The 23267-nt window shown below is 42.8% G+C and carries 16 protein-coding genes; 10 read left to right on the forward strand and 6 right to left on the reverse strand.

The features are described 5' to 3' along the window. Positions 1-92: 92 nt before the first annotated feature. The 4 genes from VK179_08385 to VK179_08400 all read right to left on the reverse strand — a co-directional run bounded on the left by VK179_08385 (position 93) and on the right by VK179_08400 (position 6307). Positions 93-1115, reverse strand: coding sequence for a hypothetical protein (locus tag VK179_08385; GenBank protein HLO58746.1), 1023 nt, complete (start codon positions 1113-1115; stop codon positions 93-95). Positions 1116-1388: 273 nt separating this feature from the next. Next, positions 1389-2402 (reverse strand): alpha/beta hydrolase, encoded by a 1014-nt coding sequence (locus tag VK179_08390; protein ID HLO58747.1) that lies wholly within the window; start codon positions 2400-2402, stop codon positions 1389-1391. Between the two features lie 100 nt (positions 2403-2502). Next, a complete protein-coding gene (locus VK179_08395) occupies positions 2503-4428 on the reverse strand; it encodes an OmpA family protein (protein HLO58748.1) in 1926 nt (641 codons plus the stop codon). A gap of 1 nt (position 4429) precedes the next feature. Beyond that, positions 4430-6307, reverse strand: a complete 1878-nt coding sequence (locus VK179_08400) for a M1 family aminopeptidase (protein ID HLO58749.1) — start codon at positions 6305-6307, stop codon at positions 4430-4432. Positions 6308-6671: 364 nt separating this feature from the next. Between VK179_08400 and VK179_08405 the strand changes: the two genes are divergently transcribed. The 4 genes from VK179_08405 (at position 6672) to VK179_08420 (ending at position 15105) form a co-directional block, all read left to right on the forward strand. After that, on the forward strand, positions 6672-9641 hold the full coding sequence (locus VK179_08405; protein ID HLO58750.1) for an ATP-binding cassette domain-containing protein: 2970 nt from the start codon (positions 6672-6674) through the stop codon (positions 9639-9641). A gap of 212 nt (positions 9642-9853) precedes the next feature. Then, the gene (locus VK179_08410; GenBank protein ID HLO58751.1) at positions 9854-12925 is read left to right on the forward strand and encodes a glycoside hydrolase family 3 N-terminal domain-containing protein; all 3072 of its coding nucleotides are present in this window, start codon (positions 9854-9856) and stop codon (positions 12923-12925) included. A gap of 163 nt (positions 12926-13088) precedes the next feature. Beyond that, complete coding sequence (locus VK179_08415) at positions 13089-14009, forward strand: magnesium transporter CorA family protein (protein ID HLO58752.1); 921 nt, start codon at positions 13089-13091, stop codon at positions 14007-14009. 52 nt (positions 14010-14061) lie between these two features. Further along, entirely contained in the window at positions 14062-15105 is a 1044-nt protein-coding gene (locus VK179_08420) for a Gfo/Idh/MocA family oxidoreductase (protein ID HLO58753.1), read from the forward strand. Here the strand turns inward: VK179_08420 and VK179_08425 are convergent. Then, positions 15072-15758, reverse strand: coding sequence for a redox-sensing transcriptional repressor Rex (locus tag VK179_08425; GenBank protein HLO58754.1), 687 nt, complete (start codon positions 15756-15758; stop codon positions 15072-15074). The two genes, VK179_08420 and VK179_08425, sit on opposite strands and share 34 nt — an antisense overlap. 54 nt (positions 15759-15812) lie before the next feature. Between VK179_08425 and VK179_08430 the strand changes: the two genes are divergently transcribed. The 3 genes from VK179_08430 (at position 15813) to VK179_08440 (ending at position 19265) form a co-directional block, all read left to right on the forward strand. Next, on the forward strand, positions 15813-16070 hold the full coding sequence (locus tag VK179_08430; protein ID HLO58755.1) for an NAD(P)H-dependent oxidoreductase subunit E: 258 nt from the start codon (positions 15813-15815) through the stop codon (positions 16068-16070). 7 nt (positions 16071-16077) lie between these two features. Next, entirely contained in the window at positions 16078-17940 is a 1863-nt protein-coding gene (locus tag VK179_08435) for a [Fe-Fe] hydrogenase large subunit C-terminal domain-containing protein (GenBank protein ID HLO58756.1), read from the forward strand. 137 nt (positions 17941-18077) lie between these two features. Beyond that, positions 18078-19265: a SpoIIE family protein phosphatase gene (locus VK179_08440; GenBank protein HLO58757.1), complete on the forward strand. Its 1188-nt coding sequence runs from the start codon at positions 18078-18080 to the stop codon at positions 19263-19265. Here the strand turns inward: VK179_08440 and VK179_08445 are convergent. Further along, entirely contained in the window at positions 19248-19742 is a 495-nt protein-coding gene (locus tag VK179_08445) for a hypothetical protein (GenBank protein HLO58758.1), read from the reverse strand. The genes VK179_08440 and VK179_08445 overlap by 18 nt on opposite strands. A gap of 282 nt (positions 19743-20024) precedes the next feature. On the opposite strand from VK179_08445, the gene VK179_08450 reads away from it, so the two are divergent. The 3 genes from VK179_08450 to VK179_08460 all read left to right on the forward strand — a co-directional run bounded on the left by VK179_08450 (position 20025) and on the right by VK179_08460 (position 23230). Continuing rightward, positions 20025-20774 carry an electron transfer flavoprotein subunit beta/FixA family protein gene (locus VK179_08450; GenBank protein HLO58759.1) on the forward strand — a complete coding sequence of 250 codons (750 nt, stop codon included), beginning with the start codon at positions 20025-20027 and terminating at the stop codon, positions 20772-20774. 34 nt (positions 20775-20808) lie between these two features. Then, positions 20809-21780, forward strand: a complete 972-nt coding sequence (locus tag VK179_08455; GenBank protein HLO58760.1) for an electron transfer flavoprotein subunit alpha/FixB family protein — start codon at positions 20809-20811, stop codon at positions 21778-21780. A gap of 133 nt (positions 21781-21913) precedes the next feature. Continuing rightward, on the forward strand, positions 21914-23230 hold the full coding sequence (locus VK179_08460; protein ID HLO58761.1) for a (Fe-S)-binding protein: 1317 nt from the start codon (positions 21914-21916) through the stop codon (positions 23228-23230). Positions 23231-23267 lie beyond the last annotated feature (37 nt).

Below are 23267 nucleotides of genomic sequence, written 5' to 3' on the forward strand. Positions count from 1 at the left end.
TGTGAAAGTATCTACAGCTTTTTTGAGATCATTAAGCCCGAGAACATTGATAAAAACTGGGTGTTATAAGGTCTGGTCCGACCCGTATCAATTTATTCAGCAAACGATGATTTTCTTAATGTCTCAAGCGCAGCATCACTGTTTTTCTCTTCGGTGAGATCGAAAACGCTGATTTTTTTGCCTTCGGAAATTACAAAGGAATTGGTACATATTTTATCTACCTCATGAGGAGTGAAGATTTCAAGCAACTGACGTCCGAATAGAAAATCATCAATTTCTTTTTCACGCCCGGTTGAGAAATCGGAGCAGTACCGGATCAGTTCAACAAGTCCTTCAACCGGTCCGGCCGACAGGTGGAAACCGTTATGGCTGGGGGAAACCGATTTAAGACCATATTTTTCCCTGTTTACCAGAAGGTCATTCCTTAAACTTCCCTTTGCCGCATCGGCAGGATTGGTTTTACCTATAAAACTGTTCCGGGCATCCGACCAGTTCAGATCGCCTTTAAGTGTGAAGGCCACAATGGAACGTCCTTTTTCAGTGAAATGAATCAACTGGCGCGGATGAAAGCCGTTCACCAGGTATAACTGCTGCCCGTCAACAGCTACATCAGCACAATAGGTTCCCCCTGCAAGCTTAACCGACTTGCTGTTCTGCCATAGTGTTTCGAGGGAAACGGGGTCAAACTGTACGAACTCTTTCAGAAATTCAAGGCTACCGATTACATTGGTTTCATCGGGTTCAGTGCCGAATGCATCCCTGAATTTATCAACAGCCTCCTGGGAGAAATACTCGACCGGATTCCGGCTCATGGCATTTATAACACCATAATGCCGGGCTATAATGTTGTATTTATCAAGGTATGAAGCTCCCAGTATCCGGATATCCCTGATAGCAAGGTCAAATTTCTCCATTTTATCCAGCATCATATTGATTATGGCTTCCGTTTTAAGCCCCGGATCTTTAAGGGTTATTTCGGGTTTTATAAAAAAGAGAAATTCATGCTTGCTTGTACCTACATTTTTATCCGTAAAAATTTCTTCGTGTAAAACGGGATTGTTCTGCGCTTTTACAATATACTGTATAATTTTCCCGGCAATTTCAGGCTTATTCATAAGTTCTGTTTAAAGGATAAGGTTGATTTTATTATAAAATTATGGAAAAAAGATCTCAAATGCATATAAAACTGGCACTATTCTTGTTTGTTTTCGTATATAATGCTGATGTGTTTTCAATTATAATGTCATGGCCCCTAAAAGTTCAACCTACGGATTATTACGCAGCAAAGATAGTTACAATCGCATGAGCCTGCACATAACATGGTCACATCCCCGCCAGGGATTGAAGTTTGAAAGATTACGCTTTGACTATGGTGATTCAAGGTCGGATTATCTTACTGAAAAAAGAAAATTTCTATCTGAAGGACTTAAAATCTGAAGTCCTGTATCGCTGTTAAAACTTACTTCTTTCCCGTGAAAGGCCAGGTCGTAAAAAGTGAAAATCTCGGGCTTGTCCTTTTCAAGTTGTGATCTTCCCAAAAACAGGTTGTGATCGATCGTTGAAAAAACGCTGAAGTTCACATACCAGGCGTTCCTGGCAAAATTATGGTTACCCAGTCCCAGTTGTTCCGCACACCGGAGAATAGCTGCGCCCCTAAGATTAAAATCCCTGTTATTCTTTGTAATATAAATCCTTTTCTGGATGTTCAGCCTTTCAACCCATTTCGCATGATTTTGCTGCTTTACAGCCGCCGCGTTGATTATAATATTACTGAATAAGTTGTCGGGCATCTGATGGATCAGTCTTGAACCGGCCACATCTTTAAGAATCCTGTTGCCCATGCTGTGAAAAATAACTGAAACCATTGAAGAGTTGTAGTGGCTGACATGAAAATCATTGAAAGTCCGCATGGCTTCCACAAAACCTACTGCCACTTCATCGGCGTTATAAATCGTTTTTCTGAGGGCAAGATAATCCGAAGGCCAGTCGAAAATGACCATATTGATATTAAACCGGTCGGTCAATTCAAATCCTCTTTCCATGGTTTGGCCGAATGTTTTTCCATGACCATCAATGTATACAAGAAAATCGCGGTCATTCGGGAAAAACCCTTTAGCGTCGTTGAGGTCTTCCAACGGTTGCACCCAGGCGGTATCGTTTTTCAAAGCCACTTTAAAATAGAATAGCTGAAACCAGGGTTGTATTCCCCTTTTCAGCAAATAATTCTTCTGAGGTTTGAAGTACCTCGAGCTGATCATCAAAATCTGGTTGGTAGATTGGGCAGGAATCTCATGAACAAATTGGATCGGGTAGCGATTTTTGAGGTAATCCTTAAAAAAGTTTCCTCCCTTTGCCGTAATCAAATGCCCGAATAAAATACCTGCCACTATGAGAAGTTTCATATAACTCATACACTTAGTAAACAAGGATTTTGGTGAAGTGTTCAGGAGGAATTCAAGATTGCTTCATACCGTAGGAACCGGTGTTCGCAATGACGGCTAGTTACTTTACAATCTTCATCTCCGTCCTTCGATTCTGGGCACGGCCTTCCGGAGTGTCGTTAGATGCAACGGGAACATTGAAACCATAGCCCTTCCATAATATCCTGCTGGCGTTTATGGATGACGCGGTTAAAAAATCAGCTACCGATTTGGCCCTGTTTTCTGACAGTTGTTGGTTATGTTCCGCGGATCCGGTATTATCGGTGTGCCCGCCGATCTCAATCCGGATGGAAGGATTTTCCTTCAGCATTTTCACCACTTTGTTAAGCTCAATTTTTGATTCATCCCTGAGCAGGTATGAATCGGTTTCAAAGAAAACATTTTTTAGTATGACAGTGCTTCCGGCAACAAGCGGTTGCAGGGGCACATCTTTTAAAAAGGGTTTTTCGGAATTGAAAACATTGAGCAGGGCAAAATTTTCAGAATAGAAAAGATACGACTTCCTGGATACATTCAGCATATAATTTCGGTTCACCGGGATGCTCACAAGGAATTCCCCGCTGACACTGTCAGAATAGGCATTGAAAGCCATTTTACCGGTTTCCAGATCAATTAACTGGAAATCAGCTTTCAACGGCTTGTAGGTAAGCGCATCAAAAACTTTACCTTTCATATAAGTAACTGTCAATGGTCTTAACTGAACAGGCATTTCAAATTCATAGATGTCTTTTCCGGCATTATCGCTCATATCCGATGCATAATACGCTTTATCACCTTTTGAATTTACAATAAGGCCGATCTCATCACGGTTGGTGTTGATCGGATATCCGAGGTTTACCGGTTTCTGCCATCTGCCGTTGCTGTCTTTTTTTGACACAAACAGATCATACCCGCCGAGGCCGGGTAGACCGTCAGACGAATAATACAACGACTGATTGTCCTGGTGAATGAAAGGAGACATCTCAATTCCGTCTGTGTTTATAGTATCGCCAAGGTTTTTGGGTTCAGTCCATTTGCCGTCTTCACCGATCGATGTAACCCATATATCATGCTGTCCTTTTCCTCCCGGCCGGTCACTTGAAAAATAAAGGGTACGACCGTCGGGGGTCAGGGAAGGCTGAGTCTCCCTGAATTTTGTATTTACGGGACTGCCTAAATTATACGGTGTCTTCCAGGTTTCTCCTTCTTTTTCCGAAGCATACAGATCACACCGTCCAAGGCCATCACCCCGGTTGCATGCCGTGAAAACCATAAAGCGTCCATCGCCTGTAATGGATTGCGCCCCTTCATTATCTCCGGTATTTAAAGGCTTTCCCGCATTTTCCATATATGTCCATGCACTGTCGTTCCAGTGGCTGATGTAAAAATCTTCCTGGAAATTTTTCATGAATTCCTCACTACGGACTAGCCTTGTTATAACTAGTGTCTTTTCATCTGCTGAAAGGCTTGGCCAGTAATCATCCCCGGGTGAATTCACACGGGGACCGAGATTTACAGGTTTAAATTCAACAGGATGTTTCATAAGCTCAATGGCGTAATCACATCGGGTGATCCCGATTTTTGCCTTTTCAATCTGTGAAATATTTCTCTGTTCCAGGTCAAGAAAGCGGCTGTAACTGCTTTTCGCATTTTCATACAAACCTTCTTTATATTCCAGGTTACCAAGCCTTACATACCCATAAGGATAGTATTTTTCATCTTTCGGGAGGGCTCTGTGGTAAACCTCTATGGCATTCAACGGTTTCTTCCAGTCCTCATAAACCTCCGCAAGCACTAGATAAGCGTCAATAAAATTTGTGTCTTCATTTATGGCCGTTAACAGTTGTTGTTCGGCACGGCCATACTGGTTGGTTGAAAAGTTCCTTAACGCCAGGTTATAATTGTCTATTGCAATTTTTGATTTTGTTGAAACATGCTGCTGCTGCCCCGGGCAAAACAAAGGGAAAATGAAAAGTAAGGCCAGAAAAATACTAAGATGCCGGTTCATGTCAGTTTATAATGAATTTACGTCGGCTCAGATTAAAGCCATTGCGGATCAAAACGAAATAAATGCCAGAAGGATAGTTGTGTACCGGAATTACTTCCTGCTGCGAACCCGATTCACGGGTGTACATGATGCGGCCTTCAGCATTAACAATAAAAATTTTATAATTATTAACAGGCTGATCAAGCCTGATAGTAATCCGTTCCCTGGCCGGGTTAGGCATTATGGCAAATCCACTTTCAGAGTGAACTTCGGGCAAAACACTAATATCGGAAATATTGATAAGCAGCCAGCGATTCGGATCGGCCTGGAGTGCCGTCACCTTTACCGGCATATATACCTGCCACTGATTATACGATGCAGTTTGCCTGAATGAAAGGATCGAGTCTCCGTTTTCAGTGACCGCTTTAAATTCCAGAAGCAGATTAAAAAACGGGGTGGTTGATGAAGTCGTCTGCAGTGAATTTATATATAGGGTATCATTCCTTTGTTCCCACCGGATCGAATGGATCGGGTATCCTTCTCCGTAATACCACTGGTTGAAGAATTGGGTAAAATCTTTGCCTGTCCTTTCGTCCAGGTAATTTCTGAAATCATCACCGGTTACTGTTCCGAATTTATTTTCTTCAAGAAATCCTTTAAGAATGTCGAAAAACAGGCTGTCGTTACCCACTTCCTGCCGGATCATATGGATCATGGATGCCCCTTTTTTATAGGACAGCCGCGCGTCAAAAATCCGGCCTTCATCATCCGTCTGCTCCAAAGGAACATAAATGCTGCCTCCGGGTTCGGCCTTAACATATTCATTCGTATTTCTTATCCACTGATCCGCACTCTGTTGTGAAACCAGGTATTGGTATGCCAGGTATTCGCCATAAGAAGCAAAACCTTCATTAAACCAGATATCCTGCCATGTTGCGCAGGTAACATAATCACCGAACCACTGATGGAACATCTCGTGGGCAACAAGTGAAAATGAAAAATTTACAAGGGTCGTCATCGTCTGGTGTTCCATGCCGCCTGAAAAGGGCGATACACAATGGCCGTATTTTTCATCAGCAAATGGATATTTCCCGATCAATCCCGAAAACATATAAAGAAGATCCGATGTTTTGTCAATATCCTGTTTATTTTGCAACAGGTAATTGCTGTCGTTATAAATGTAATTCTGGACCAGTACGGAATCTCCTTCGCTATTCAGTGGAGCATAAAAGCTGTAATCCATGTAATCGCTCACAGTAAATGAAATCAGGTAATAGTCGATAGGGTATTTTGATTTCCATTCATACCTTACCCGATTATCCGGCAAGGGCACTTCATTTGTGAGAAGACCATTTGAACCGACTTTCCGGTTCTTATCGGTGCTCAGGAAAACATAAACCGAATCGGCTTTGTCTGTAAGTGATTGTTTGCATGGAAACCATTCATAAGCACCAAAAGGTTCTGAAAGTGTCCATGTAATATTTTTGTTCCATGAAGAACTGTAACGGTTAAAGATTCCGTTGGAACTGTAATTTTTTCCCAAACCATGGTAATAAACGGTGATATTGGCAGTGTTCCCGTCAACAAAAGACTCAGAAGGAGTGATTTTCAATGTGTCACCGGGTCGCTGGTACAATGTCTTGCTTCCGTTTAAGGTAACAGAATCTACAGTGAGTTTTGAAGAGAAATCAAGTGAGACTGATTCTCCTGCGGGAGCCATGATTTTTATAAGAACCGAAGTGGATCCTGAGATATACGTTGAACTGTCGCTAACATTTAGATTCAGGAAATAAAACAGCACATCATAGTTTGTTTTGCTGAATTCGTAGGAGGAGGACAATACCCGGTTGCCTGTCATGCTGAGGATCAGCAGTGTAATAACGAATCGGAACTGAATCATATCAGAAATTTGGTTAAAGTTAGCCAAATTTGGATAAAAAAAAGATCCCGGCTTTTACACCGGGATCCAACACCCAAAACTAATAAACCCTATCTGACAAAAACCAATCTTAATTCATTTTAAACAACCTATTCTGACTATGAATATTTACATTACAAATTTACGCTCTTTGTCATTATAAGTTGAAAAACACTTGGTGATTTAGATCACCTTATTAGGTGAGATTCGTCACACGTTTAAAGACCTTTATTGATTCAAGTATATAACAAATCTTTGAGCTTTTTGTTTTTTTAACATCAAAAAAATAATGTTGTAACCTTTAACCTTGCAAAATAATTAATTTTACTGATAGAATTGCTTGTTGATGAACGAAACTGTTTTCACACTTGCCCAACATCTAGCCATTTTGCTTGAATCTGAAGTTCAGGAGGAACAGACTGTTTCGGTGCATCACTATTTTTCAAGGATGGGTGTCAAGCATGGATCTCTTCCTGAAATGACTGATGAATCAGACAAACTTGAAAAGATATGCATTGAAATAAACAATACCCTCAGCAACACGCAAAAAATTTATCTTCTGCTTCTGATTCAGGATGCCCTTTTAAATTTTCACGACAACAGTGTTTTTAATAGTAGATTGAGATCGGTTTACGAGCAGATAGGGATTGATACCGATCTCATTGACAAATTCAGAACCTTTTTCAGCCAGGAAAATGTTTTTGGCATCACTTCAAGTGAATATTTGCTGATTTCTCCGCAGGATGCCGTGGATAATGAGATGCTTGAAGGACGCTGGATTGAAGACAACGTACCACGGGGACGGGCAGTGTCGGGAAACTTTACACTGAACCAGATAAGAGGGCATCTGCTTGTTATGTTCGTCGACTCCATCCGGAGTTATGTGGTCCGTTGCATTGATAATCATGAAAAGGTTTTTGACCAGGATACAATGTCTTATTGCCGGTTCCGGTTGCTTAAACCCGGAACCGAACTCAGTATTGACGGTGTTCCGGTACTTACCTTTTCGGATATCAAAAGCCGTTTTCTGCAATTGAATGAAAAACGCGAGCTTACCTTTGCAATCGACAGGGTTCAATACGTAAATAATAAAGGAGTAAAAGAAATACATTCGCTGACCTCTCGTGAAACAACCGGGCAGCTGATCGGAATTGTAGGTCGTGAAGGTGTCGGAAAAAGTACACTTCTTAAACTGCTGGCCGGTAAATTCAAACCAACAACAGGCAGCATTACAATCAACGGGTATGATTTGTGGAAAAACAAATACCTGCTAAAGGGAATCATAGGTTTTATTCCTGAAGAGGACCTGCTCCTTGAAGATCTGACAGTGGCGGATAATCTTTCGCTAACGGCCCGGCTTTTTTACAGTAACCTGGGCAAGAAGGAAATTGACGATAAGGTAAACGCACTTCTCAGCCAGATTGATCTGATCGAGATCAAACATATTGTTGTGGGCAAACCCGATAATAAAATGATACAACCCGGTCAGCGCCGGTTGATCAATATAGCCCTGGAACTGTTGCGTGAACCGCAGATTCTCCTGGTTGACAACGCTCTTTCAGGCCTCGGTATGTCAGATGCCAATAAAGTGATCAAGGTACTGCACGACTATTCCTTTTCCGGAAATCTTGTTATCACTTCCATCAGCCAGGTCGACAGCGAAACTTTTCTTTTGTTTGACAAGATCTGGATAATCGACCAGGGCGGGTATCCTGTATATAATGGACCGGTAAAATCAGCATCTGCCTATCTGCTTAAAAATCTTAAACTGAATTACCCGGGTAACGAAGTAACCGATCCGGCCCGATTACTGGATTGGCTCAATTACAGGTTACCGGATAAAGAAGCTCACGTATGGAACAGGGTTAATGAACCTCAGTCGTGGCATAACATTTACCTGCGGGAACAGGCGCTCCATGACAGCGGACTTGTGGCACGGACAAGACTTCCTGCCCGGATTCTTAAAATACCGAACCTTGAAATCCAGCTGCTTATTTTTTCAATCCGCAATTTTAAGTGCAAGTTTTCGAAACTGAATGAAATCATTAAGGCACTCATAGTTGGTCCTCTTGCTGCAATAGTGATAGGCTGGCTTTTCCACACGGCGGATGGCTCTGTATATACATATTTTGCCAATAAAAACATCCCGGTTTACCAGTTTGTCAGCGTGGTGATCGCCATCTTTCTTGGTCTTTCAGCCAGCATTGATGAAATAATAAGGGAAAAGAATATACTGGAGAAGGAAGAATACCAGGAATTCAGCCGGTTCAGTTACCTGAATTCAAAAATTCTGTATTTATTTCCTGTCCTTGCGGTGCAGATTCTTTTGTATGTGATGTGCGGTAATTATATTCTCGGCATTAAAGGGATGTTTACCATTTACTGGATTGTGCTGTTTAGTGCGACCTGCTTTGGTGCATTACTGGGACTAACTGTTTCGGCAGCGGTTACCAGCAGGCATTCGTTATATAAAGCCGTTATTCCGTTGGTGATCGGACTTCAGTTACTTTTGGGCGGAGGACTCATCACATTTGAAAGACTTAACCTTGGCGATCACCGGTATACGCCATTCCTTGGTGATCTCATGGTTTCACGCTGGGGTTATGAAGCTCTTGCAGTGGAACAATTCAGGAAAAACGAGTACGAAAAACTTATTTACCCGATAGACAAAAAACTCGACCAGGCATCTTTCTATTTTTTTCATGCTGTTCCTCAAATGGAAAGGGCTTTTGCTTCCTGTTTTTCAGGAAACAGGGATACTGCGATAAACAACCTGGCTTTTTTAAAGCATGAAATGGAACGAGCCTCCAAGGTCTCAGGAGCCCTTCCGTTTGAGTACCTAAACCAGATGCCCGACATGATCAAAAAAGAAGAGCTTGCGCAGGAAGTGAACGGTTACCTCTCCACTTACCTTACATCCTATTTCAGTGATCAGTATGATACGCTGAATAAGGCTAAGTCCAGGCTGATGCAGCATCTTAACGATTCAATCGGTGCCGATAAACTGAAAGATATGATGACGTCTTTTCATAATGCAGCCATCGAACATGTGGTTGTAAACAAGAATAGTGAAAAAGTGTTCCGTATTGTTGACAATACTATAGTCAGGAATACAGGAATGATATACGATACACCCACATCCTCGTGGGGCAGGGCTGCCTTGTTCAGTCCTGTCAAAATCTTTCAGAACCAGGAAACTGAAACACTCTGGTTTAACATAGCAGTTATCTGGTTTTTCACTTCAATTTGCTACATCTGGGTACTGTTTGATTTTTCCGGGACTTTTTCAAGGACATTCCGTTTAAATAAACGCTGAAAGCAGTGATCTCAATCACCGGTTTGCCGGAATCATATATTCCAAAATACTATTTCTTTGTTAACGAGTCATGCTTCGAATCCCTTCGATAAACTCAGGGTAAACACTCAGCATGACATTTTCACAGGGTTGCATAAATTGGATAAATTCATGATATCTTATGCAACCCTGTGTCATACTTATGAGTAGAAGTTAAAAAGGGCTTTGGGCAAATGAACAGGTATTTATTGAGGTCGGTATTGATAGTGTGTTTTGCGGTTGTTATCATTGTTTTTACCCGGTCGATTCCCGAAAACCGGCTAAACGACAAGGAGACAGGCTTACCCAAAGTCAAGGCGGATCCTGAATTTCTCAAAGCGCCCTCAACCTGGGTAGATTCAATGCTCGACTCAATGAGCATTGAAGAACGTATTGCCCAATTGGTAATGGTGGCAGCGTATTCGAATAACAACATAGGGAATGAAGCTGAAATAACCCGGCTGATCCGTGAAAACAAGATAGGTGGCATTGTTTTTTTCCAGGGCACACCATATCACCAGGCAGAACTTACCAATTACTACCAGTCGCTTTCAGAAACTCCGCTGTTGATCGGAATGGATGCCGAGAACGGTCTGGCCATGAGGCTTGACAGTACTATTCGCTACCCCAGCCAGATGATGCTCGGTGCGGTTGAAGACGACCGGCTGATCTTTGATATGGGCGTTCAGATTGCACGGCAAATGAAGCGGCTCGGTGTTCATATCAATTTTGCACCGGTTGTTGATGTAAACAATAACCCCTGTAACCCGGTGATTAATCGCAGGTCGTTTGGTGAAGACCTTGAAACAGTGAGCCGGAAATCACTTTTTTATATGATCGGGCTTGAGAACGGAGGCATCCTGGCAGTTGCCAAGCATTTTCCCGGTCACGGTGACACTGAAACCGATTCCCATAAGGATATACCTGTCATTAACCAGTCGCGCGAGCGTCTCGACAGCCTGGAGTTAAAGCCTTTCAGGGAACTGATATTTAATGGACTTTCGGGTGTAATGACAGCACATTTAAGTGTTCCGGCGATTGACCCGGCTGAGAACATGCCGTCCTCGCTTTCCGGACTCGTTGTGGATTCCCTGTTAAAAAAGCAAATGGGTTTCAAAGGGCTTGTTTTTACGGATGCATTGAACATGCGGGCGATAACCAGGTATTATAAACCGCTCGAAGCCGCACAGATGGCGCTGGAAGCAGGGAACGATATACTGCTGATGCCTGAGGACGTGCAGGATGTGATCAAAGATCTCGCCCGCAAAGTCAGGAATAAAAAGATAGACCAGGCTCTGATTGACGCCAAATGCAGGAAAGTATTGTCGGCGAAATACTGGGCCGGATTAAATCATTATCGCCCCATAATTCTTTCAAATCTCACAAAGGACCTGAATAAACCGGAATATGTGCTGTTGCAGCAGAAGCTTACAGAACTGGCGATTACCCTGCTGCAAAATGAAAATAGCATTCTTCCGCTGAAGCGGCTTGATACATTGAAAATCGCTTCCGTTGTTCTGAGCAGTGAAAAGGATACGGCATTCAGTGATGCATTGAACCTGTATATGCCCGTTAAAAAGTTTTTCCTGGATGGTAAGGATATACGGAAAACGGACAGTGTGTATCATGAACTTCGGAAATATAATCTTGTCATAGCCAGCGTTCATGGTAATTCGGTCAGTCCCGCCAATCAATATGGCATTAGTGACACGCTGATCACCATTGCCGATTCTCTTTCATCAGGCTATAAGGTGATACTCGACCTTTTTACAAGTCCCTACACTATAAGTCGTTTCACGAATCTGGATAAAGTAAAGGGCCTTATTGTTTCATATGAGAATTCAGCACAGGTTCAGAACCGTTCAGCCCAGGCTATTTTCGGAGCTGCCGGCATTAATGGTACCCTTCCTGTAAGCTGCGAATCATGGAAAGCAATTAAGTCAGGTATTCCCATGGCCGGATGCGGCAGACTGAAATTTACAATTCCTCTTGAGGTGGGGATGAGCCAGGATACACTCGACAAGATTGATGCAATAATTCAAAAAGCTATGGATTACCAGGCATTTCCGGGATGTGAAGTTGTCGTTGCAAGGAAAGGCAAAGTAATCCTGAATAAAACATGGGGGTACCACGAATACAACCATAACCGGCCGGTAAAAAGCTCCGACTTGTATGACCTGGCATCGGTAACCAAGGTGGCGGCCACAACACAGGCCATGATGCACCTTGTTGACGAGGGTTGCGTGGGAATTAACCAGAAACTTTCGGCCTACCTGCCATACCTTGAAAAAACAAATAAAAAGAATTTATACGTTGCTGATGTGTTGCTCCACCAGTCGGGTCTTCAGCCATTTATCCAGTTTTATTTCGACACAGAGGAACCTGTTTTTAAAGGAAACATCCTTGTAGCCCCGTCTTTGTCGGATGTTAACCCTATTAAAATTGGGAACGGGCAATACCTTAACCGGTATACACAGTTTAAAAACAACATCATATCGCGTAAGCCATCCGGGCAATTTCCGTATTGTGTGGCAGATAACATTTACATCTGTAAAAGCTGGCCCGACACCATGTACAATGGCATATCCGCTTCACCTCTGAGGGAAAAGAAAGAATATGTTTACAGCGATCTCGGCTTTATTCTTTTAAGGCAGATGATTGACACGATTACCCGGGTTCCGTTTGACCGGCTTGTTGACTCCCTGTTTTACAGGCGACTTGGTGCGGGAAGTCTCTGCTTTAACCCGTTACACCGGTTCGACATGGATGAAATCGCACCCACAGAGGATGACCAGTTATTCAGGCATCAGCTGGTTCACGGGTATGTTCACGATCCCCGTGCAGCCATGTTCGGAGGCATATCAGGACATGCCGGCTTATTTGGAAATGCGGTTGACCTGGCCAAACTTTTCCAGATGATGCTGAATGGGGGAGAGTACGCAAGTGAAAGATACCTGGGAGAAAAAACAATAGAACTTTTTACGAAAGACCGGATGGGTATTAAAGGAAGCCGGAGGGGACTGGGTTTCGATAAACCGGAACCCGATGTGACAAAGGCAAGCCCGGCATGCCGCAGCGCATCCGACCTGAGTTATGGTCACACCGGTTTTACCGGTACCATGATTTGGGTGGACCCTGCTTATGACCTTGTGTATATATTTCTGTCGAACAGGGTATACCCGAATGCCGAAAATAACAGGATAATTGAAATGAATGTGCGCACTGATGTTCAGCAGGTTCTGTATAATGCCATCATGGAAAAGTAAAAAATTCTTAAAATGCCATGTGATTAAAAAGTATTTTGTTTTCTTTGCATCAAAGTTTTCCGTTTATGGACGATTATCACGCGGGTGTATATTATTATAAGTTAAACTGACCTGCAGCCGGTCATGGGGGCCTGCTGCGGTTTTATACAGACAGGAGGTCGCTATGATTACCTATTGGACTTACAACAATGGCTTTACTGCCGTAGAATCATTCTCAAAAAACGACTGGATTTCCGTAACCAACCCTACGGAAGATGAAATTGAATTCCTGACCGGAAAGCTCAAAGTTCCTCCTGAAGAACTTAATGACATCCTTGACGTAGATGAAAGAGCACGCAGTGAAATGGATGAGTCCTGGTTCACCATCATTATCCGTATTCCTGTAGCCAATTCACAAAATGGCATTCCTTACACAACCGTTCCTCTTGGAATTCTGGTTTCGAACAACCTCATAATCACTATTTGCCAGACCAAAAATGAATTGGTACCGGCAATGCTTCGCAATAAAAAAGTTGATTTTAATAATAAGGCTAATTTTATCATGCAGATATTCCTGCAGGTTGCCAATTTGTATATGCATTATCTCAAACTGATCAACATCCAGGTTGGAGATATTGAAAAGGATCTTGAAAAATCAACAAAGAACGAGGAATTGCATAAGATGCTCCGTATGGAAAAGTGCCTTGTATACTTTATGACTTCATTGCGATCAAATGACATTCTGATTGCCAAGCTCCGCAATTCAAAGTACATTAAAGCGCTTGACCTGGATGAGGATCTTGTTGAGGACGTAATTATCGAAAATCGCCAGGCTATTGAGATGGCCAATATATACAGCGATATTCAGAGTGGTATGATGGATGCGTTTGCCAGTGTGATTTCGAATAACCTGAACGTGGTGATGAAACAGGTTGCCATTATTACTATTATTCTTATGATTCCCACATTCATTGCAAGTCTTTACGGTATGAATGTTCCCAACAATTTTGAAAACAACCCGTGGGGCTTTGCATTGGTAGTTTTGATGTGTCTTGGTGCGGCATCCTTTGGTGTGCTTCTGTTCAGAAGAAAGAACTGGTTTTAACCGGTTCTTTTTTTCACTATCTTTCATTCATAATCCCTAATTCATTATTTGTATGGATAAAATCCGTGTTGGTATTCTTTCGTATGGCATGTCGGGTAAGGTTTTCCATTGCCCGTTGCTGCATGTGCTTCCCGGTTATGAAATGAAAAAAATCATGCAACGCTCATCAAACGATGCACTTGAAAGATATCCGTATGTAACCATTGTAAGGACTGCAGATGAAATTATTCAGGATCCTGAGATAGACCTGGTACTTGTGAACACACCGGATCATACACATTTTGAATACTCAAAAGCAGCCCTTCTGGCTGGAAAACACGTAGTGGTTGAGAAGCCTTTTATTCATGAAATTAGTGAAGGAGAAGAACTCATCCGGATTTCGCGCGAGCAGAACCGGATTTTGACCGTATTTCAAAGCAGGCGTTGGGAAGGTGATTTTCTTACAATAAGAAAAATAATAGAAAGCAGGATGGTGGGCCGGCTTGTAGAGTATATAGCGCATTTCGACAGGTTCAGAAATTTTATCAGGGATTCATGGAAAGAGAAAGCGGAATTGAAAGCCAGTACACTGTATAACCTGGGTTCTCACCTGATTGACCAGAGTCTTTTTCTTTTCGGCATGCCGGATGCTGTTTATGCCGATTTGCGCAAGCAACGCACAGGATCGCTTGTTGATGACCTGTTTGACCTGAATTTATATTATGCGGACCTTAAAGTTTCTCTGAAAAGCAGTTACCTGGTGCGCGAACCCGGGCCAAGGTTTATGCTTCACGGAACTGAAGGATCCTATGTTAAATATGGCACTGATCCGCAGGAGGAAGCGCTGATTGCCGGCCGGTATCCCGATGAACCCGATTGGGGCAGGGAACCGGAAGCCAATTGGGGAATTCTGAATACAACTGTGAATGGAATCCATTTCAGGGGACGTGTTGAGACTTACGCAGGGTGTTACCAGGATTTTTATAAAAACTTATTTGAGACCATTGTCAATGGTGCCGAACTGGCTGTCAAGCCTGAAGAAGCATTGAATGTCATACGCATAATTAAAGCTGCCCTCGAAAGTCATGAAAGGCGTTCGGCCATTTTAACAAAATAGGCTACCTTTTCAAGCAAAGTGATCATATCATATTCTTCAAGGTAAATATCAGGAGGTACGCTCAGGTTGGCCGATGTAAAGTTGAGAATACCTTTTATTCCTGAAGCTACAAGGGCTTTTGCCATTTGTTGGGCCGCTGCGGCTGAAACGGTAAGCAATGCGAGTGAAATATTGCTGGCTGAAATTATTTCCCTTAGGCGGTCAACCGAATAACAGGTAACAACCGAATTGGATCCGATTTTTTTCGGATCGATATCAAAGGCTGCTACAATCTTCAGATTAGGCCTCCTGTTTAAAAGGTACGAAGAAATTGCCTTTCCAAGATGGCCGTAACCCACAATAGCTATATTTAAAACATCCGTAGGGTCAAGAATTTTCCCAATAACCTGGATCAGTTCAGTAATATCGTAGCCTTTACGACCCTGGCTGGCATAGCCCATGAACATAATATCGCGCCTGACCTGCACGGCAGTTATATTATGCAAATCAGCAAGTTCGTGTGAAAAAATATGAGTTTTACCTTCGTCAAGGCACCGGAACAGGGTTCGCCTGTACTCGCTCAAACGCTCAATTGTTTTTTCAGGAAGGCTGTTCATCATGTATGAGTTGATAAAGCTAAAATACAAAAAATAACTATTTACAACTTGACGCATAAAGTTGTACCGTTTTTATTCTTTTCTATCTTTACAGCATATTCAGTAAATCTGATGAATCATCGCAGAGAAATCATCATTTGTCTTGGTAGTTCATGTTTTGCACGGGGAAATAAGAACATTCTGAAAATTGTTCAGCGATATATCGTTCAGCATGGTCTCACCGAAAAGGTATTATTCAAGGGAGATCATTGTTTTGGGGAGTGCAATATTGGTCCGAATTTGAAAATCGGAGGCAAAGTATACAACGAAGTGTCCGAAGAAAACATTCATCATATTCTTGCTGAAGGACTGCATGATTTATTAAAATAAAACCGGTATGGTGCCTGAACCACTGGTCAATCTGGATGAAAAGCTGTGCACTAAGTGCTATGCCTGCGTCAGAACGTGCCCCGTAAAGGCCATTCATTTGCTTGCGGATGACTCGTTCCCCCAAGTGAATAATAACTGGTGTATCGGTTGCGGCGATTGCATCAAGGTTTGTGAACCCGGTGCACTTAGCTATCGCAGTTCAATCGACGAAGCCAGGCAGTTATTCGAATCGGGTGACAAAATCGTGGCTTTGGTTTCTCCAAGTATTGCTGCTGAATTTGATGACATATCCGATCACCGGAAATTTGTCACCATGATCAAGTCACTCGGTGTGCATCATGTGCATGAGATATCCTTTGCAATTGACCTTTTAGCCTATAAATACCTGAGTTTGCTGAATGATTTCAGGGGACGCTACTATATTGCCTCAATTGATCCGGTTGTTGTAAACTTTATCGAAAAATTCCATCCCAACCTGATCAGTAACCTGACGCCTCTCCAAACGCCCATGATCACAATGGCAAAGATTGTCAGATCAATTTATACAGATGACATTAAAATATTGTATATAGGGCCCCAGATTGCCACTAAAAATGAAGCCTTACGGCATGACGGTGATGGCAGGGTGGATGTGGTTATCACTTTTGAAGAATTAAGGAAACTGTTTGCCATATACAGTATTGACGAATCAAACCTTGAATTTTCTTCTGTTGATGGTCCTATCAGCTATAAGGGTTCCCTGTTTCCTCTCACAAACGGTTTTGCACAGGCAGCAGATATGGATGAGAACCTTTTGACGGCAAGCATGTTCTCAATCGAAGGCAAGGAAGCCATGTTGTCGGCTATCGCCCAGTTTGAGGCTAATATCACAACAATCCAGCGTCATTTTTATATCAGTTTTGGGAACGGCCTCGACGGACCGGGTATGACCAAAAGAGGTAACCGATGGTACAAGGAATTCCAGGTGATCAAGTATGCAAACAAGCGCATTCAGAACTTCTTCCGGGTGGAATGGTATGATAACCTGCAGAAATATATGGAATTAGACCTTACAAGGACATTTAATTCAGATGATCAGCGGTTACCGATGCCTGGCCAGGAAAAAATAGCTGAAATACTCCGTGACCTGGGTAAACCCGAAAATAACCCTGTAGCATGCCTTGAATGCGGATATTCGAGCTGTATTGATTTTGCAAGGGATATTGCCAACGGCATTACGATTCCTGAAATGTGTATTTCATATGCACGCCGCAGCAGCAAACAATTTGAGTCATCACTTCATGAACTGAACGAAAAGCTGGCCCAGGCGCGCAAGGCATTGAAAGAATCCGAGGCAAAAACAAAATTTGAAAAGGAAAGTGCTTCGCAGGCATCTGAGCTTACCAACGCCATGCTCGAAAAACTAAGGGCCGGTGTTGTAATCGTCGACCATTTGCTCAAGATTGTAAAGGCTAACGCCACATTCACAACCATCCTGGGTGAAGAGGCCGAGCAAATCAATGAAGTGATCCCGGGTCTTACGGGCGCCGATCTGAATAAACTGGTCCCGTCACACCTGGTAAACCTGTTTTCGTATGTTATATCGGAGAATGAAAGCATTGAAAACAGGGATATAAAAGTGGGGGATGAATTGCTCAACGTTTCTATTTTCCCTATCGAGAAAGGAAAGATAGCAGGCGGCATCATCAGGGATATGCGAGCCCCCGAAGTTCAGCGCGCAGAAGTGATTAACCGGATCACGGAGGTAATCGACAGGAATCTTGAAATGGTTCAGAAAATAGGCTTTCTTTTAGGTGAAGGCGCTACCGACATTGAACATATGTTGAATTCGATTATAGAATTTTATAAAGGCGAGGGGCACAAGAAGTAACATGGTTCCTTCGTAGAGACGCGATGAATCGCGTCTCTGCCGGACCTGACAATTAATTCTTTTAATCGTAAATCGTAAATCGTAAATCGTAAATCGTAAATCATAAATCATAAATCGTAAATCGTAAATACATTCCCATGCGTGAGGATTTTTTTGTTGAAGTGGATTACCAGCAGAAAAGCTATGAAGGACAGCGGATATGCGGTGATATCTTTCTTTCAAGCAAAGTGAAGGAAGAAAACCGCATTGTGGTTGTATTGTCCGATGGAATGGGACATGGCGTGAAAGCCAGCATTCTGGCCACGCTTACTGCTACTATGGCAGTTAACTTTACGAAAGAACACAAAGAGCCGGAGAAAACGGCTGAAATCATTATGAAAACGCTTCCTGAATGCAGTGAGCGCAAAATGAATTATTCCACCTTCACTATTATTGATATCGAACAGGGAAACAGGGTAACCATGGTGGAATATGACAACCCTGAATGCATAATTATCCGCGACCGGAAAATACTTAAACCGGAGGATTCAAAGACAATTGTTCTCCACGGTGATACCAAATGTTCCAAGAAGATCAGAAAGTGTACTTTCACGCCGGTTAAAGGCGACAGAATCGTTTTCTGCACAGACGGTATAACGCAGTCGGGACTTGGAACGCCGAGACTGCCGTTTGGCTGGGGAATCGACAACGTGGGCCGGTTTGCCATAGATATGATCAGGCAATATCCTCATATTTCGGCACGCGACCTGGCCGGCCGGATCCTCAACATGGCCTACCGGAACGACGGTTTTCAGTCGAAGGATGATACAACCTGCGGTATTATTTATTTCAGGGAGCCCCGTGAATTGCTTATCTGTACCGGGCCACCATACAACAAGGAAGATGACAAAACTCTTGCCGCCGAGGTGCGTGAATTTAAAGGCAAAAAGATTGTAATGGGAGCTACAACAGGGGATATTGTTTCACGTGAACTGAACCTGAAAATCGAAGACGTATTCAAGTTTGAAGATCCCGAACTGCCACCGATCAACGTAATGGAGGGTATCGATCTGTTCACCGAAGGCATCCTTACATTGAATAAAGTTGAGAAAATTCTAAAGGCATACAGCCCAAATACCAAGCTGAACAGGGGGCCCGCTGATGAGATCGTTAAGCTTATCCTGGAAAGCGATGCCATCAAAATTATTATCGGTACGCGCATCAATATAGCTCACCAGGATCCGCATCTTCCTGTGGAACTGGAGATCAGAAGAACCGTGGTTAACCGTATTGCGCAGTTGCTCGAAGAGAAACTGCTAAAAAAAGTGTCAGTGAGTTATATCTGAGTCCCGCAAAAGGTTTTTATTCTTCAGATCCATAATGGCGGTGCACTTTTCATAGGCCTCGATGGATGAATAATAACTCAGTAGTTTATTAAAAAAGGCTTCATCGGTGAAACGGGGATGATCTTTTCCGAAGCCAAGTTTTCCCTGGATCGTCAGATCGAACAATTCATCATCGTCAAGCAGTGCATCCAGGTCCTGGTCAATAGGAGTTTCATTTTCCGGCTGCCATTCCGAAAGCATTTCTTTATGCTTTTCAAGAAAGCTGATGAGTGTAATCTGAAGACTGATAAGTTCGTTGTTTTCAGACAGCAGTGTTTTGTTGGCGGAGTAATTTTTCTCTATCAGGTAGGTTCTTTCCTTTGAAAAAGGTTGTTTTAGCAAATCGTTAAGAAGAGTTTGGTTACTGTTAATAACCTCAAGATTTTCTCTTACCTTTTTCTTTAAGAGATCTATAGTCCGTTGAATCAATTCCTTCATTTCCTGAGAATCACACTAACAAAATTAATCATTAATCCTTTTCGTTTTTTCACATTTTGACTAATGGAAGGCCTGACTTTATCAACATATTTCATTTATTACATGTAATTCTGAAAAATTCCAAATAAGCACCATACGGGTTGTATTTTTCTATTTTATTTTATATTTGTAGGCCTGAAAATTAGGGGCAGGCTGCAAAAACCCCTTATAGTTTATGATATAAATCACTCATAGTGAAGGTTATAACATATTCCGTGTTGTATAATTAAAAAATTTGCTTAGATGAAAATTCTTGTATGTATCAGTAATGTTCCTGACACCACTACCAAAGTTAAATTTATAGAAGATTTCCGGAAACTGGATGTAACAGGTATTCAATGGGTTATTAACCCATGGGATGAGCTGTCGCTTACCCGTGCCCTTGAATTAAAAGATAATGCAGCCAACGGCATTGCATCGGTAACAGTAGCCCATGTAGGAACTGCTGCTTCCGAGCCTACGATCAGGAAAGCCCTTGCGATTGGTGCAGATAATGCTATAAGGATCAATGCTGAACCGTCAGACGCCTATTTCGTAGCCCTTCAGCTTGCTGAAGTTGTAAAAGCGGAGCAGTTCGATATTATCCTTTGTGGTATCGAATCCAGTGATCATAACGGATCAACTGTGGGCGGTATGCTTTCAGAATTGCTTGATTATCCTTCTGTATCTGCCGTTTCCGGTCTGAATATTGAAAACGGACAGGTTATTATTAACCGTGAAATTGATGGCGGAAGGGAAACAATTACTGTACCAACACCCCTGGTTGCCATAGTTCAGAAAGGTATTGCCAAAGAACCAAGAATTGCTGCCATGCGCGGTATCATGATGGCCCGCACAAAACCCATCAAGCTTATGGAACCGGTTGCTTGTGATGCTTTCACACAGGTTATAAAATATGAAATGCCCAAGCCCCGTGCTGCCTGCAGGTTTATCGATCCGGAAAACCCGGGCCAGCTTATTGCGATTCTCCAAAACGAGGCTAAACTTATCTAGTAAAATTCATTTCAACATTTAAATCAGGAAAATTATGTCTGTACTGGTATATACTGAAAACTGGGATGGTAAATTCAAGAAACTGTCATTCGAACTTGCTTCCTATGCCGCAAAGGTGGCTGAATTATTGAATACATCCGCTGTTGCCCTTTCAATTGGTAAGGTTGACGACAGTGAGTTGACAAAACTTGCCAATTATGGTGTAAATAAAATTATCAGTGCCAATGCTGAAGGGCTTGAGGTACTGGATAACCAGACTTACACAAAAATTATTTCCGGAATTTCTGTACAGGAAAATGCAGGAGTCGTTATTCTTGCCAATAACAATTCGGGTAAAGCGCTTGCTCCAAGGCTGTCAGTTAAATTGAAGGCAGGTATCGGCTCAGGCGTAAGTGCCCTTCCGTTAAGCACCAATCCATTTGTTGTTTATAAACGTGCCTATTCAGGAAATGCATTTGCACATCTGCAGATCAACACCGATGTCAAAATTCTGACACTGGCGCAGAATTCTTTTGACCTTGTAGAAAAGAACAATGGAGCAACTGTTGAGAATGTCTCTGTTCAGGTTGACCGTGCCGGGATCAGGACACAGGTTAAAGAGGTCCAGAAACAAACAGGTAAAATACTGTTAACCGACGCTGAAATTGTAGTTTCCGGCGGACGTGGAATGAAATCGGCGGATAACTGGGGTCCGCTTGTAGAATTGGCTGGTCTGCTCGGTGCAGCTACTGCATGTTCTAGACCTGTTTCCGACGAAGGTTGGAGGGGTCATGAAGAACATACGGGTCAGACAGGCAAGATCATTGCGCCGAATCTTTATATTGCTCTTGGCATATCAGGTGCAACACAGCACCTGGCTGGAGTCAGTTCATCCAAATATATCGTGGCTGTAAATACCGATAAGGACGCTCCAATTTTTGAAGCAGCCCAATTCGGAATTGTGGGTGATGTGCAGAAGGTTTTACCTAAACTGGTGGAAGCCGTAAAAGAAATAAAAAGCAAATAAAGGCTATAGGCTGCAGGCTGCAGGCTATGTCCTGACAGAATCCGAATGGACGTCAGAGTCAATGGGACAAGGGTCTGTAAGCTATGACCTGACAGTCTGCGAGCTGCAAAATCAAAAACAAACAGGTTAATAGATGAAACAAATAATCTTTTCTATAGCTCTCCTTCTTACCCTGGGTGTATTCGCATATACAGTCAGCCGGCTTGTCGGGTTTTTCCGGCTCACCAGGAAAGGTTTTCCGGTGAAAGACCTGGGAAAAAGGTTCGGTGTTATGATGGATGTGGCCTTTGGACAGACCAAGATTTTCCGCCGTCCTGTAATCGGGTTACTTCATGCCCTTGTTTTCTGGGGATTCTGTGTTATTCTCATCGGCAGTATTGAAATGGTAATCGACGGGCTCTTCGATACCGAAAGAGCTTTGAATGTGCTGGGGGTTCTCTACAAAATCATCAGCGGATCCGGTGATGTTTTCGCCCTGATTGTGGCGATTTCAATCCTTGTTTTCCTCAGCCGCAGGCTTTTCTTTCATATCAAGCGGTTTGAAGGAATTGAAATGAAAAAGAGCACCCATATAGATGCAAACATCGCACTTTCAATGATCCTTCTTCTGATGCTGTCTTTATTGGGGATGAATACTTTTTATGTAGCACAGCAATCGCTTGCCGGTGAACCTGTAAGTGGTGTCTTCCCTGTCAGTTCTGCCTTTGCGGGTCTCTTCACAAATCTTTCATCAGGCAGCGTTCACATTCTTCATGAAGTATGCTGGTGGGCTCACATCCTGCTGATATTCGTCTTTGCTAACATGCTTCCCTATTCAAAACATTTCCATGTATTCATGTCAGTTCCGAACACGTTTTTGTCACGCCTTGATCCCCTGGGAAAACTGACGAACATGGACAGCATAACCCGCGAAGTGAAGCTCATGCTGAATCCTGATACAGCAGCTGCCGTCCCGGTTACCGATGCTCCTGTCGAACGGTTCGGTATTAAAGATATTGAAGATGTAACGTGGAAGAATTATTTTGATTCTCTTTCATGCACACAGTGCGGAAGATGCACTTCTGTTTGTCCTGCCAACATCACGGGCAAGAAACTATCCCCCCGTAAGGTTATCATGGACGTCCGGGCAAGGATGAATGAAAAAGGACCCGGTATGGTGAAGAACGGCAAGGCTTATACCGATAATAAATCCCTGTTAAGGGATTACATTACCGAGGAAGAACTCTGGGCCTGCACTACCTGCAATGCCTGCGCAAAAGAATGTCCGATCAATATCAACCACCCGACAATCATTGTGGATATGCGCAGGTACCTTGTAATGGAAGAAGCATCTGCTCCCGGTGAAATCAAGAGTGTTTTCAGCAATATTGAAAACAACGGCGCACCCTGGCAGTTTTCACCTGAAGACAGGTTATTGTGGGCAAAAGATCTTGAAATGAAGTCACACTGATAATGTGCCGTGCCAATGTGCCAATGTGCCAATATGC

It is taken from the genome of Bacteroidales bacterium, assembly GCA_035299085.1.
In the GTDB taxonomy this organism is placed as follows: Bacteria; Bacteroidota; Bacteroidia; order Bacteroidales; family UBA10428; genus UBA5072.